Source organism: Mariniradius sediminis (assembly GCF_021491425.1).
Taxonomy (GTDB): Bacteria; Bacteroidota; Bacteroidia; order Cytophagales; family Cyclobacteriaceae; genus Mariniradius; species Mariniradius saccharolyticus.
The window spans coordinates 15,004-28,744 of sequence record NZ_JAKEVZ010000006.1 but is presented as its reverse complement, the minus strand read 5'-3'; the positions used below and the strand labels follow the sequence as shown (position 1 = coordinate 28,744).

General features: G+C 44.0%; 11 protein-coding genes. 8 read left to right on the top strand and 3 right to left on the bottom strand.

Annotated features, from left to right (window positions below; translation table 11 throughout):
- Positions 1–43: 43 nt before the first annotated feature.
- Together L0U89_RS08850 and L0U89_RS08845 are read right to left on the bottom strand one after the other, a co-directional pair.
- Complete coding sequence (locus L0U89_RS08850; protein ID WP_234861213.1) at positions 44–658, bottom strand: response regulator; 615 nt, start codon at positions 656–658, stop codon at positions 44–46.
- Positions 658–2,619 (bottom strand): tetratricopeptide repeat-containing sensor histidine kinase, encoded by a 1,962-nt coding sequence (locus L0U89_RS08845; RefSeq protein WP_234861212.1) that lies wholly within the window; start codon positions 2,617–2,619, stop codon positions 658–660. The genes L0U89_RS08850 and L0U89_RS08845 overlap by 1 nt, the downstream gene beginning before the upstream one ends.
- A gap of 164 nt (positions 2,620–2,783) precedes the next feature.
- Between L0U89_RS08845 and L0U89_RS08840 the strand changes: the two genes are divergently transcribed.
- The 8 genes from L0U89_RS08840 to L0U89_RS08805 all read left to right on the top strand — a co-directional run bounded on the left by L0U89_RS08840 (position 2,784) and on the right by L0U89_RS08805 (position 12,932).
- Positions 2,784–3,632 carry a hypothetical protein gene (locus L0U89_RS08840; protein WP_234861211.1) on the top strand — a complete coding sequence of 283 codons (849 nt, stop codon included), beginning with the start codon at positions 2,784–2,786 and terminating at the stop codon, positions 3,630–3,632.
- Positions 3,633–3,637: 5 nt separating this feature from the next.
- A complete protein-coding gene (locus L0U89_RS08835) occupies positions 3,638–3,823 on the top strand; it encodes a hypothetical protein (protein ID WP_234861210.1) in 186 nt (61 codons plus the stop codon).
- Between the two features lie 126 nt (positions 3,824–3,949).
- Positions 3,950–5,035, top strand: coding sequence for a hypothetical protein (locus L0U89_RS08830; protein WP_234861209.1), 1,086 nt, complete (start codon positions 3,950–3,952; stop codon positions 5,033–5,035).
- A gap of 244 nt (positions 5,036–5,279) precedes the next feature.
- The gene (locus L0U89_RS08825; RefSeq protein ID WP_234861208.1) at positions 5,280–7,358 is read left to right on the top strand and encodes a tetratricopeptide repeat protein; all 2,079 of its coding nucleotides are present in this window, start codon (positions 5,280–5,282) and stop codon (positions 7,356–7,358) included.
- A gap of 3 nt (positions 7,359–7,361) precedes the next feature.
- Positions 7,362–8,138: a fibrobacter succinogenes major paralogous domain-containing protein gene (locus tag L0U89_RS08820; RefSeq protein ID WP_234861207.1), complete on the top strand. Its 777-nt coding sequence runs from the start codon at positions 7,362–7,364 to the stop codon at positions 8,136–8,138.
- A 54-nt stretch (positions 8,139–8,192) separates the two neighbouring features.
- Entirely contained in the window at positions 8,193–10,478 is a 2,286-nt protein-coding gene (locus L0U89_RS08815; protein ID WP_234861206.1) for a tetratricopeptide repeat protein, read from the top strand.
- A 59-nt stretch (positions 10,479–10,537) separates the two neighbouring features.
- Positions 10,538–11,704, top strand: a complete 1,167-nt coding sequence (locus L0U89_RS08810) for a hypothetical protein (RefSeq protein WP_234861205.1) — start codon at positions 10,538–10,540, stop codon at positions 11,702–11,704.
- A gap of 187 nt (positions 11,705–11,891) precedes the next feature.
- Positions 11,892–12,932 (top strand): hypothetical protein, encoded by a 1,041-nt coding sequence (locus L0U89_RS08805; protein ID WP_234861204.1) that lies wholly within the window; start codon positions 11,892–11,894, stop codon positions 12,930–12,932.
- A 141-nt stretch (positions 12,933–13,073) separates the two neighbouring features.
- Here L0U89_RS08805 and L0U89_RS08800 read toward each other — a convergent pair whose 3' ends face one another.
- Positions 13,074–13,682, bottom strand: coding sequence for an alpha-ketoglutarate-dependent dioxygenase AlkB family protein (locus L0U89_RS08800; protein ID WP_234861203.1), 609 nt, complete (start codon positions 13,680–13,682; stop codon positions 13,074–13,076).
- Positions 13,683–13,741 lie beyond the last annotated feature (59 nt).

Below are 13,741 nucleotides of genomic sequence, written 5' to 3'. Positions count from 1 at the left end.
TAAAGGAAATCAACGAAACCCTTCTTAATAAAGCGGAGATTTCTCACAAATAACCACACTTGCCTGCAAGGTGGATCAGGGCGGCGACATTTTTCGCATCAAATTTCAGCATCAGGTTCTTGCGGTGGGTATCGACTGTGGTGACACTGATGAAAAGCTTTTCGGCGATTTCCTGATTTGTCAGGCCTTCGGCAATATGCTCCAAAATCTCCTTTTCCCTTCGTGTCAAAATTGGTGCTTCTCCCGATTCGCTTTTCAGTGCCTTCACTGCTTCAAAACTCAGATAGGATTTGAACGCTTTTGCTGCATGTATTGCTTTCAGCAGTTCATCTTTACCGGCATTTTTTAGTACATAGCCATTGGCCCCGTTTTCAATCATTTTCTCCACGAAGCTTCGCTGGTCAAATGTACTCAATCCCAATACCCGGATTCCAGGATGTTGTTTTTTCACTTCTTTGCAAAGCTCAATGCCAGACATCCCGGGCATACTAATGTCCATCAATATGACGTCGGGTTCATCTTTCTCCAAAAACGCCAAACAGGATTCACCGTTGGTGGCATGCCCCATCCACTCGATGTCTTCCTCCTGCTGCAGCAGTGAGCGTATACCTTCAATCACCATATAGTGGTCATCCACGATAAAAAGTCGGACCTTCATCAAAGTTGGATTTCAATGTGGATGCTGCTGCCTTTTTCGGGAGCAGAGTCGAGTGTAAACTTCGCATTCAGGTATTCGAGGCGGCTTTTGATATTACTCCATCCGATTCCCTTTCCAAGCAGCATTTTTGAGTGCTCAAAGCCCTTGCCGTCATCTTCGACATCTAAAAGAATCAAATTGCTATTCTTGGTGAGTTGCACCAGGGCGGTTTTTGCTTCTGCGTGTTTCAGGATATTGTTGACCAATTCCTGAATGATCCTATAAATCGAAACTGCGGTGGTCTGATCGATTTCATTTCCCTCAATACCTATTGAGATATAGCGGAGATCGATCACTCCGCTTTGGTTGATGTCCTCACAAAAATCCTTCAAAGCCGCATCCAGACCGAACTTGATCAGGTTTTCCGGCATCAGGTTATGGGCAACCCGCCTCATTTCCATGATCGAGGTGTCCAACATATCAAGGCTTCTTTCGAAAAGCCTTGCATTTTCTGGGGTTAAAATCAGGTTGCCTTTCATAGTTTGAAATGAAAATTTAATTCCGGAAAGCAGGCCGCCCAAGCCGTCGTGTAGGTCCTTGGCCAGGCGGCTTCGCTCTTGTTCTTCGCCTTTGAGGACTGCTTCAGTAGCAGCAAGTTGTTTTTCAGTTTCGAGTTCCTTGATCCTCTGAACTTGAAGCTGTTGTTTGTGTTGGTTTTTCCTGAATATTAGGAGAATGATCGCTCCCAATGACACTGCCAAAATCACCAGCATCCAGATGGTCAGCTTTCTTTTTTGGTTCTCGGCCAATTGGTTGGCGTTTTGTGCCTCGAGTTGAAGGATTTGGTTGCGCTGTTTCTCCGATTTATATTTTTTTTCGATATCAAGCGCATATCTTTTCCTATCTTCACTCTGTAAGCTGTCTTTGATGGTATTGTAGCGGGTTAGAAAGGTGTATGCGTCTTTAAAATTCCCATTAGCGGCATAGATATCACTCAGGGTACCGTAACCTTCCTTCATAAAAACCAGGACTGAATCTGTTTCTGCAATCTCGAGTCCCATTTTGACATACTTCTCCGCTTCAGCGTAATTTTTCTGCTTAAAATTAATGTAACCGATCTGCATGAGGGGCTCTGTCATGTTCCAGCGTGAACCGGCTTCTTTGCCATTTTCAAATGCTTGCTTGAAATAATGTATCGCGCTGTCGAATTCGCTGATATTCTGGAACGTACCAGCCTTTATCAAAAAAAAGTTTTGTTTCCTCGTAAAGTCAAAACTACCGCTGTAATAGACCGAGGCCGAATCAGCGTAAAGTTTCGCTTTTTGAAAATCCCGAATTTCCGTGAAGTAACTTGCTTGCTGCAAATAGCCAAGCATTAGATTACCAGGGTGATTTGCCTTTTTTGCAAAATCCAACGCTTTGTCCACATATTCTTTCTGTTTCTCGGGGAGACTAAGCTGCTGAAAAATCATCGCCAAATTCACGCAATGGGTCGAAACTCTTGCATAATCTTTCAAATCTTCGAGCAGTGCGATTGAGTTGAGTGATGCTTCCACCGCGGAATCCAGCATACTTGCATTTCGATAATAATTGGACAAACCTCCAAAAACGCGTGCTTCCTCTCTTTTGGCATTGGGGTGGGAGGATTGCTTGAAATATGATGCAGCACGATCCAGGTTTTCTTTCTGTTTTTGGTATTTGCCGCTTAGTTCCAGGGGAGTGGATTCGTAGAACAACGCAAGTCCAGCATAATACTCTAATTTTTTTTCTAAGGAAAAATCAACCGCTTCCTGATAGATTTCGTGTGCCTTCGCCAAATCCAATGGTTCGGTGTACATGGCGAGCATTATCAGATTGTATGCTTTGGTGGTATCAGGTAGATTTTGTTGCAGCGTCAATCTGACGCTGTCTACCAAATGCTGTTGTGCAGCTAGTTCATGACTCAGCAAGATAATGATTGGAATGAAAAGGAGTTTTTTCATGAAGCGAGTCGGCGTGTCTATAAACACTACAAATTAAGAAATTACCCGATTCCAAAAACCTCCCCTTTTTAGAGGATTTTTGGGGGAGAAAATATCCTCCTTTTAAGGGAGTTTGGACGGAGACAATTAACGCTAGGTTTATATCGCTCAAATGCCCTATATCCATGAAGTCCAAACTGCTGATTCTTGTGTCATTTTTGGTTCCGATGATGGTCTTCGCCCAGAAAAATGTTGTCCCGGCAAATCAGATTACTGCCTTGAATCTCAAACTTCCCGAAGGAAGCAAGCAGGACAAGCGGTTTCTTTCCACCGTGGCAGCAGGAACCTTGCTGGAAGCAGAGGTTATGGAACCAACTATCAAGCTCGGGGCGACCGAAGTATATATGCTTCCTTCTACTGCCAAGTCAGGATTTGATCGCAATATTCTGGTCAAAGAGTTGGAAAAATCCGGTTTCGAAATCATCCCTACCGACGACGAGCTGATTTCTTGGTTGGTAAAGGGACCGGAGGCTTTTCTGATTTACTTTTCGATGGACAAAGAAGAAACGAATTTCTATCTCGCCAGGTCCAATGCTATTCCGAACGCAGTATCACAATCCTCAGATCAAAATCCCAACCTAACAACGCCCCCATATATTCCCCCTTTGCCTCCAGCAAGAACAAAAACGAGCAATTCCCGCATCCAACAAATACCATCAAAATTTCCTGCGTCTAGCCAAAACCAAGCAATGCAAAACCCTTCCGCGGCTTTGTTTTCCGGTTTTCAGTTTACCACCAGCAATCTTGGTGACGGGTGGACTTCCGATCTGGTAGCCATGAGCCGATACAACAAGTTTGCAATCGGCCCCAATGACCTAAACTGCAGCTGGCAGAATGGCGGAAGTCAAATGACTCAACGGTATGATTCCTTCACCGGAGCTTATGCCGGGGCGAAGATCGCTACCTCAAGTGCTACTTTTTCTTTTTCGGGAAAATTTACTCCAGCATCCACAACGGAACTACGGGTACGGTAGGAGCGATGAATACCTTTCAGCAGGAGTACAAAGGAAATTCAACCATTTCAAATTGGAATGTTACCCTCACCAATCGCTATCAAGGCAAAAACCAGCAGTTTGACGCACATTTCCAGGCGGTCAAGGGCGGACGTTTGCTCTATCTAAACAATCGGGCAGGGGAGGAATACATGCTGGTGAGGATTTGCTGATCGCTGTTTCGCATCAAAAATCCTCTTTTTAAGGGATTGGGAATACTAATTTGAAATTAGAATTTCCCCAAAATTTACTTCGTAAATCCACAAGATGATTTCATTTAAAAATTAAAGCTAACGCTTATGAAAACAATGGACGTTTTCTTTATCATGTTATTCGTAGCTTGGGTATTTTCGGGTGCTTCCGCCCAAACCTGCCGCCAAGAAGAACTTACAAAGATGCCTGGAGTCTGGAAAGCCGGCCTAAAGGGCTCAACAAGTGGAGTCTCAGCAGTCGACTTGGCAAAAGAAAAAGAAATTGTAGCAAAAGTATTCAATATCATAAAAGAGCATTACCAGCCCATGGGTTGTGAAGTGTCATGGTCAGGAGTTTATGGCTACAATCCTGCTGTAGCTAAAGACTGGGCGGCAAATCCATTTGGATTTGGCGCTTATTTCCTTCGCTACCTTTGTGATAAACAAAAACCGGGACAACATTATGTGGACGTGGCGACGCCTACTTCCCTGTATGTTAATTTTAATGAGTTTCATTGGGTAAAGGCAGCTGAAATTGCCGATGATAGGGAAGAGAAGTTTTTTAGGTTTCGAAGCCTGCCGGAAAATAAAGAGGGGTACTATTTTTTTAAAGAAGATGTGGATTACAACGATAAAATCAAAAAATACACCTGGCTCTTCACCTATGACAACAAGTTGCCATATCGGAACGTCACCAAGAAGGAATACCTGCTGAACATGTTGGATATTTTTAATACCAAGATTGAGGAGGCAGACAAAAACTATGCTTTAGTTAAAACCAAAAACTTTCCAGCAGAAGACATGCGATATTATACTGAAAGTCATGCTTCTACTAGGGCTTGGTTTCAAAAACCGATAGATGAAATCAACAATATGCTTAAAACCCTAAGTGAAGAGGAGCTCTCAGAACCAGCTATTATAACAAGTAGGGGTGATGGTTTCCCGCTTTCTGATTTTGTGGAAATGGGAAAGCAATATTCCGATATTCTAATCAAACCTGATTTGTCTTATTACAATACCAAGCTCCCACTTTCTGCTCCCCAGATGTTTAGCATTGTCCTTACCATCAGTCATGGCGATCCGGTATTTGAACATATCTATACCACTATTTCTAAAGCCATTGAAGAAAATATCAATGAATTCAAAGCATTGCTTGCAGATCAATCGCAGGTGACAATGAGATTGGAGTTTTGATTTTTTTCGAAGTAGATCAATACGAGGGACTATAGACGAGAGATGATGATCCGTCTTCTTGAGGTTGTTTCCTCTATTAGGTAGCCCCCGACTCAGTGAATGAGTTCGGGGATTTTTTGTATTTGCCCATTTCAGGCAGGTTTGCTTTTGCCAAAAATCCCCTTTTTACAGGATTTCGACTTGGAAAGAGTCCTCTTAGATTTCTACTGCAATGGGAATTTCACTCCATCCAAAATTTCAAACTATGAAAAAGCTGTTTTTTACCTCCTTGACGGTTTTCTTCTGGATTTTACTCTTCGGCCCGAGTCAAATTTTGGCTCAGAAAAAGCCTTCCACGAAAAGTGAGGCTGAAAAAATGATGGAGGAATTAGACCCCGAAGAGATAGAGATGATGAAAAAGATGGGCATCAAGTTTCCGGATTTGTCCATGATATCCGGCGACTTTGATGATTCCGATGAAGCCAAATGGCAAATCCCCTCCCGGGATGAATCCAGAATCGCAAAGGCAAAAAAGGTCTCCCTGAATCAGGCCGAATTGCCAGCTTACCTTAAAAATGTCCATAGCTCAATTGCAACTAAACTAGGTGGCACTAGAACCTCCTCTGCAAATGAAATGATGGCCAACTCTCCCAATGTTGGCGAAAAGGCCCATCTGGCCAATGGGCTTTGGATGTTTGGCATGCCGGATTATGCCATTTTGGTTTTGGGAAATGCGGTCCAAACTGCTCCACAAAACCCCGACTACTTGAACAACTATGCAGCTTTTCTCACCATGGCAGGCGCTGAAGAAGCAGCACTTCCTATACTGAAGTACCTCAATTCACGCTACCCCAAAAACAGCACAGTGCTCAATAACCTTGCACAGGCCTGGTTCGGTCTTGGTGACCTTCCTACTGCAGAAGCTTATCTGGACAGTGCCATCCGACTCTATGCCTATCACAGTCAGGCAAATCTCACCAAAGGAATCATCGAGGAAAGAAAGGGAAACAGAACTGCCGCAGCAGAGTCATTGAAAAAGAGTCTCAAATCAGGATATAACCCTGATAAAGAAGACAGGATCAGTGAATTGGGGCATAAAGTAACGCCAAACGACCTGAGATGGCAACCTCCCCTGAATGAAGATCCGCTTGGTCTGGTCCACATGAACTGGCCAAAATATCCCCAAAATGTCTTTGAAAGCGAAGCCCTAGAAAAGGAATGGGAGGCTTACAGGTCAGAGATCAATGCCCAAGCTGAAGCAATCAGCCAAAGAAATGAGGAACTCACAGAGAGTTTTTTGGAATCTTCCATGAATGACCCCTTGACCAGAATGACAGGAGGCAGGATGGACGGTGGAGGTCCGATTACACAGTTGGTTTTTGCCCCTAAAGCACAGGCTTTGAGAAGGTATTATGAGGAGAATGACGAAAGATTTGAAAATCAGAAGTATGAGGAATTGATCGAGGAAATAAATACCCGGCCTGAAAAGCTGTATTACATGGAAAAGGAGGTAGAGAAACAAATTGAAGAATTGGACGAACGATTTAAAGGGAGGATCGGGGAAGGAGCCAGCGATGCAGACAGGCAAGCCTATTGTGAGGCATGGAACGAAATTCAAAGTGCACACCTAAGAACAGTCAATGCTTACCTGGAAGAGGGAAATGCCAAATGGATCGACTACCATAGAAAGAAACTCAGCAGAGAGATGAATTACAACCGGTTTACACTTCTACCTGAAGAGTATGAAATGACAACTCTTGACTCAAAGGCTTTATGGCTTGGAATTATCGGTGGACAGGAAGTGGAATTTACCAGCCCAAATAAATTTTGTGAATACAATGAAGTGCCGGCACGAACCACCGGGAAATTGGCTGATTTCTATGACTTGAACTGCAAAGAGAAAAGTAAGCTCAACATGGTAGTGGGTTCCATTACCCTCGAATGCAATAAGATGACCACTGAGCTGGACTCCAAGTTTTTGAAATTCAAAATCAGGGAGAATATGGATACCAATGAGATTATCCAAGGATCAGTGGAAATTGGCTTTGATGTGGACTTGGCAGAACCCTCTGAACTCGGTCCAGTAAAAGCAGAACTAAAGGGCGAATTATCAGGCTTTATTGAATTCGACGGGGAAGGAATAACCGATGTAGGAGTGAAGGCGGGTGCGAAAGCCACATTCGGAACAAATCTGGGCGATATAACCGATAACAAAGCCTCTTTGGGTTTTTCTGATGATCCTTCCTTGACGCTCATCGGCGCAGAAGCCCGCTGGGGCTGGAACAGTGGGCCCTCATTGAAAGGGAAATCATTACTTGGTGAAGTTTCACTGTTAAGCAATTAAGTCATGAGATTCAGCCTCACCCTACTCTTTGTCCTTTCCGCAAGCATTGCTTTCAGCCAAGAACAAGCCCAAGAAAATCCCAAATCAGACAGCCTTGACATCTATCTTAGGCCTGTCTATGACATCGACAGCAACCGCTACGAAATCATCAAAATCGGTAATCAGTATTGGTTCAAAGAGAATCTTAGGACGACCCATTACCGGGACACGGTGAAAATTCCCCACCGGCAGGATGCTAATGAATGGTCCCAAATCAAAAGCGGGGCTTATGCTTTTTTCGAGAATGAAGCTAAGAACAAGGAGCAATACGGATTCCTGTACAATGGTTATGCGGTGGCCACAGGGAGACTCTGTCCTGAGGGCTGGCATATTCCTACCGACAAAGAATGGATTGAATTGGAGCGTTTTCTTGGGCTACCTGCTGCTGAATTGGAACAGACGGGTGATCGGGGAAATATTGCTCCCAAACTGAAAAGCCCATCCGGTTGGAATTCCTCCGAGTTTTCAGGTGATAATTCCAGTGGCCTCACCATCAAACCTGCAGGTGCCCGAAAAGACAATGGAGAGTTTGTCACCCTGGGCCAATACGGGAATTTTTGGACTTCTACCGTCTATGATGACCGCTATGGGCTGCTTTACCTCTGGAACCACCACGTGCATTACAATACAGATGCCGTCGGCAGAATATACACGCTGGCAACAAACGGCTACTCCTGCCGATGTGTCAAAGACCAAGCGGGAAAACAACAGGAAATGGATACCAAATTGAACATTGATTAGCCCCATAAATTTGAATACGATATGAAAACCAACATGATTTTACATTCCTTAAAAATGATTTTGATCCTTTTGTCCCTGTCTCTAGTGACCCTTCAAACACAGGGACAAGATAAAGGAGAAAAACAATCGCCCTTGAAAGGCTTGGGTTCCAAGTTGAAAGAAAAGGCAGTCCCCGCCGGACTTGGAGGGAAGTCAACAAAAGAAAAAGAAACGACACCACAGGGTGAAACAGCCGAAACAAGCGAGGGGGAGTCTAAAGAAGGGGAACTGGATCCGGATGAGGAAAAATTTGACGAAGATGAGGATGATCCAGATAAAATGATGGAAAAAATGATCCGGCAATTTGGCCAGGACCCGGAAGACATAAAAAGAAAAATGAGTGAAGAGGGGGCAGACGCAGATCCCAAAGCCATTCCCAATCGAGATGAAAATGCGATAGCAAGTATTAAAGCCACTCCGAGGAATGAAGCTGAGATGCTCAATTTCCTGAAGGATTTTGAAAATGGGGCAGATCAGGCTTTGAGCCCCGAGGCACACGCAGATGTTGCTCCGCATTTGAACAAAGGGCAGCAGACAAAAGAAGCAGGCTATATGTTGTGGTTATCCGGTAAACAAGAACCCGCGGCTTACTTGATGTTAAAGGCCTCCATTGCTGATCCACAGGATGAGCTTTTGCTAAGCAATCTCGCCTCGGTCATCACCATGGCAGGCTATGCGGAAAACAGCATTCCCATCCTCGAATACCTGCATCAAAAAAATCCCCAAAGCAGTATCGTCAACAACAACCTGGGCCAGGCATGGCTCAGCCTAGGTCAGGTAGCAAAAGCCAAACCCTTTCTCGAACAGACAGTCAGTGAATACGAGCAACACCCTGAAGCCAACCGTAGTCTGGCACGCATTGCAATGAAAGAAAACAACACTGCGATGGCGAAATCCTACCTGAAAAATGCGCTTAAAGGAGGCTTCTCCCAAGACGCCTATTTTGAGCTGAGGGATTTGGAACCCAATGGAAAAGAAGATAGGATGGAAATTTTGAAGTTGGATCATAAAAGGAATTACCGGGAAATAGCGGTAACCAAAAGATTTACGATGCCAGTAGTGCCGGAGTCCAATGAGAGGGCATTAAGTCGTGAACAGGAAATCGCTAATTTTTTTCATGGTCTCTCCCTCACTGCAGATGCATTGAACACAAAATATCCCTCCGGAACGGATAAGCTATTCGACAGCTATCAAAAGATTACTTCTCAAATGGTCGTCAATAACCGGAACATGAAAAGTCTCGAAGACGTGCAAAAGCAATACAGTCTTGCTGCACAAGTCTGGAATCCATTCAAAATTCAGGCGCAGGAAGTCTTGATGACAGAATTGGACGATTCCTATGCCAGCAGTTTCAACAAAAGGATAGCTAGGTTGCAGGAAGCCAGAGATTCGCAAATAAAGGCACTGGAGGAGTCTTTTGCTGCTGACATCCAAAAAATGGGCGAAATCTCCAAACGGATCGCAGTCCTGGAAGATGGTGACGGGTCGGGAGCGGAGATTGATGCCTTGATAAAACAACTCTGCGAGATGAGGAAGAATTTGGACAAAACAAGAATAGAAAAAACAGCGCCCATCAACAATGCTTTCGTGCAGCAAATGGAATCGCTGGCATTTCAGCGATTGCAGGAGTATACCTATTGGTACACACTGTATTTTCTTCCTCAGGACCCTACAGAGTTTGCATACGCTTTATATGGAGAATACCTGAGTACTTTATCCCAACTTCAGAAATATTATCCTTATCCGGTAATCATCTATTCTGAAGAAGGTTGCGAATCGCAGGTCAGTGAATCAGTTAACCCCAAAGGAAAGATGTCAGTGTGGGAGGACACGCATTGCATCACCCACTGGGACCTGGATTTCTATTTTGTAAAAAGTAAGTTCACCTGTAAGGAGGCAACTATTGGTGGAAAGCTTTACGGAGTAGAATTCGGCGGTGGCCAAAAATATGATCCATCTACGCTCGAGACCGTTGAGCACTCAGTTTATTTCGGTGGGAAAATTGGCAAGGTGACTGATAACATCGGAAAAGCCCTTGCTTCAGATCTCAGCGCGGGAGTGGTAACCACAGTAAAATTTGACGGCAACTGGAATTTGAAGGATATAATCGTCAAGGCATCCGCTGGGGCTGAATTGGGTTTGAAAGTCCCCAAATCAACCGATCCAAATGACAACGGATTGGACATCAGAAAAGCCGCATCCATAAGCGCTTCCACAGGGTATGAATTGTCCATTTTGAGCGGGTTCAGGGGAACCGGACCGAAGGTGACTACGGTAGGGAATATTTTCAGTAAAAAGTAAGGGATACCCGATCAAGTGAATTTACTAATTAAATCAACTCCAACACATCCCCTAAAAATATGAAAAAGCATTTTGGTAAGTTTTATGGCAGGTATAAGGCCGGCATCATTTGTGCATTTGTTTTGATTTTTCAGGTGTTTTCGTCAGCTGCACAGACTGCTTCACCCTGTCCCACCGATAACTTAAGCAATTATCCCGGGGCTTGGAAACAGCTCGATCTATATTCAGCGCCAGGACACATCAAGGCAAAACCCGGAAGCTACGATAAGAGCGTAGCAAATGCCAATCTTGAAAAACTCCTGAATCTTGCCAAAAAAGCCTATCCCCAACCTATGGGCGGCAATGTCAATTACGACAAGTACCTGGACTTCACTAATATTTATGATTATTTGCCTTTCGGTTACCGGCTTTATATAGGCCATCCGGGATTTGTCTGTACGGTGGGGGACAAGGTTACTGAAACTTATGAAACAGGAGTTTATCTTTCTTTTCAGATAAACAATTACGAGCCATTCGTTTCTCCCATTACAGCTCGGGAAATTTCCGGAACTGAACAACGAATCGGCCTCGTCAATGGCTCTGAATCAGATTACGGTATCAATGGACAAAGGGTATTTCTTATCCACGAGAATTTTGTCAGTAGCAATGGTTGGATGGATCATTATACCGAGGAAATCTACGGAGGCAGAGAACCAAGACAGCAGTGGTTTGTCATCAGGAAAGAAAATGTCCCTTTGTTTAGGTACGTTACCCGCAAAGAATACCTCACCCAGTTCAGGGAAGAACTCTATACTTACAGAGACATATACATCGAAAGCATTGAGGAGGGATACAAAAAGTTTCCAGAGGGTTATTCGCAGGTTTACGAGAGCCTTGCAGAGTTTAAGGTACAGACAGAAAATGCGGTCAAGCGGGTAGATTACTACTTGCGCAACAGTAGCGAGGAAGAGCTCAATAAGCAGGTTTCTGAGTTATTTTTCCATGGAAATTTCATCATGGAAAACGAACCGGAAATTAATTTCCGTAAGGGCAGGTTTCACATGGTATTTGTCAATGAGGAATATATGGATAAGAAATTACCGTACCATATTCCCCAATTCGTCATAGTGGAACTTTCTGCTCCTGCGCAAGATAAAACAGGAAGTTACGCCTGGAAATATAATTTCAGGCAGAAGATGATGGAAGGCTTGGACTTCAAGGAAATCCACAACATGCTGCTAAAATGATCTCTGTATCCAACAGGCAATTTGACCGAAAAAACAACGCACGATTTTTTTATCAACCGATTCAGAAAAATCCCCTAAAAACGGGATGGTCAACCACCTAAAAGGAGGATAATTTTCATTGTTAAATCAGCTGAATGGCACTATGAAGACATGTACTTTACGAATCGGTGTATTTTGCGAACAAATTGTGAAAATATTCCTGACTATTGTCATCAACCTCGGGACCTTGGCTGTAGTATTTGGCCAACAGGTAGAAAGATATGGCAATATTGCTTTTTTGCCACCCGGCGATTGGGTTAAAAATGAGGGAAATGGATACTTGGCTTTTACCAAAATCAACCAAGAATCCAGCGAATTTGGCAGAATTATTCTCTACCAGGCAGAAACCTCCTCAGGATCATTGGATGAAGATTTTAAAGGAGATTGGCAATCACTGATTGAAACAAATTATCAACCCAAAGAGCTAACGGATTTTTCCAAAACTTCTTTCAATTCTGAATGGAATGCAGTCATAGGCGTAGCACCTTACGTGTACCAAAACCAAAATCAGGCAGTGGTTTTGGTAACTTTATCCAATGGCAGACAAAAAATCAGCTATGTTTTTTTAAGTAATACGACTGCCTATGAAAAGGACTTGGAGGACTTTGGGAGTTCCTTGGAATTATCTTCTTTTTCCCTTCCAACTGCGATTTCTTCCAGCGAAAAACCTATTTCTAAATCCTCCTCTATGCAAGTAGTGGTCGACCAGCAAATCCTGGGAAAATGGAATAGGTCCGCTTCAGTTTCTTCCTTTTTTGCCAATCCAGCAGCTTGGGGCAGCTCGGGCTACACGACTTGCCGGTATGAGTTTTTCCAGGATGGGACCTACCAGTACACCGAGCGGAATTTTGGCTATGCATACGAAGACATCATACTTGTAAGGGAAAGCGGGCAATATTCAGCCGATGGCGGAGTCCTTACCGTCAGTCCTACCCAAAGCAAAGTTGAACGGTATAGTAAGAAGAACGGGGTCGATGAGTTGGGAAATCTTAAGGAAAATAAAAGCAGGACTCTCGAAAAAGTGGCCTATCGCTATCAGTTGCATTACTTCGCAGGAATCGAACAATGGAATTTAGTACTTCAAGCCGATCAGCCTACCCAGCGGGACGGGAATTTCAGTTCAAATACTACATTTCCCAACGCTTGGTATTTCGATCAAAGATTCACGGAAGTAAATCTACTGAAATAACGGTCTTTGGCTGTGCAAATTGGGTGGTATTCAATCCCATTACAAAGTCAATTTCCCTGATTACCCATCATTTTAAGCCGAAGTTTTGATTGTGTAACTCGTGTAGTGAGTGCGATGAACCCTTACTGCTCATAAAAAAATTTATTCCACAATCGTCCTGAACGTCAAGTTCACCCGCGGCCGTTTGACCAACTTGGTGGGCGGGAGGCGATGTAGCCAGTGGGTTTGGGTGGTACCAGCCATCACCAGCAGACTTCCGTGCTCCAGCAGGAATTCGACTTTTTCTTGGGTTTCCTTGTGCTTGAAGGCAAACTTCCGCTCAGCACCGAAGCTTACTGAGGCGATGGCACCGTCTTTTTTCAGGTCTTTTTCCCCGTCGCTATGCCAAGCCATGCCCTCCTCACCCGAATGATAGAGGTTCAGCAGACAGGAATTGAAGGTTTCTCCTGATTCCCTTTCGATCACTTTTTTCAAGTCTGTCAGTTCCTTCGTCCAAGGCAGCGCCCGCTTGGTGGCGTTGGAGTAGGTGTATTCAAAATCCCGGTCCCCATACCATGCTACTTTGCGCTTGGTGATGTACTGTTTGCCGAAAATGTAGGCCTCGTCATTTTTCCATTCGATGGTATGGAGCAGGTTTTCATAGAAAAAATCCGCCTCCTTTTGATTGAAAATCCTGCCAAAGTAATGCACAATCCCATCCTTGGGAAGGTGGTTTTTGGTTTTGTCGATCACAGGTTCGAAAAGGTTCATGCGGGATATACGGTTTACGATTCCCAAAGAAAAGGAGATGTGGAGGGTTTTGGTTTTTT

What these genes read in the sequence shown, in the direction of transcription:
- L0U89_RS08850 (WP_234861213.1), bottom strand. Translation starts at nt 658, where the DNA reads ATGAAGGTCCGACTTTTTATCGTGGATGACCACTATATGGTGATTGAA.
- L0U89_RS08845 (WP_234861212.1), bottom strand. Translation starts at nt 2,619, where the DNA reads ATGAAAAAACTCCTTTTCATTCCAATCATTATCTTGCTGAGTCATGAA.
- L0U89_RS08840 (WP_234861211.1), top strand. Translation starts at nt 2,784, where the DNA reads ATGAAGTCCAAACTGCTGATTCTTGTGTCATTTTTGGTTCCGATGATG.
- L0U89_RS08835 (WP_234861210.1), top strand. Translation starts at nt 3,638, where the DNA reads ATGAATACCTTTCAGCAGGAGTACAAAGGAAATTCAACCATTTCAAAT.
- L0U89_RS08830 (WP_234861209.1), top strand. Translation starts at nt 3,950, where the DNA reads ATGAAAACAATGGACGTTTTCTTTATCATGTTATTCGTAGCTTGGGTA.
- L0U89_RS08825 (WP_234861208.1), top strand. Translation starts at nt 5,280, where the DNA reads ATGAAAAAGCTGTTTTTTACCTCCTTGACGGTTTTCTTCTGGATTTTA.
- L0U89_RS08820 (WP_234861207.1), top strand. Translation starts at nt 7,362, where the DNA reads ATGAGATTCAGCCTCACCCTACTCTTTGTCCTTTCCGCAAGCATTGCT.
- L0U89_RS08815 (WP_234861206.1), top strand. Translation starts at nt 8,193, where the DNA reads ATGATTTTGATCCTTTTGTCCCTGTCTCTAGTGACCCTTCAAACACAG.
- L0U89_RS08810 (WP_234861205.1), top strand. Translation starts at nt 10,538, where the DNA reads ATGAAAAAGCATTTTGGTAAGTTTTATGGCAGGTATAAGGCCGGCATC.
- L0U89_RS08800 (WP_234861203.1), bottom strand. Translation starts at nt 13,682, where the DNA reads ATGAACCTTTTCGAACCTGTGATCGACAAAACCAAAAACCACCTTCCC.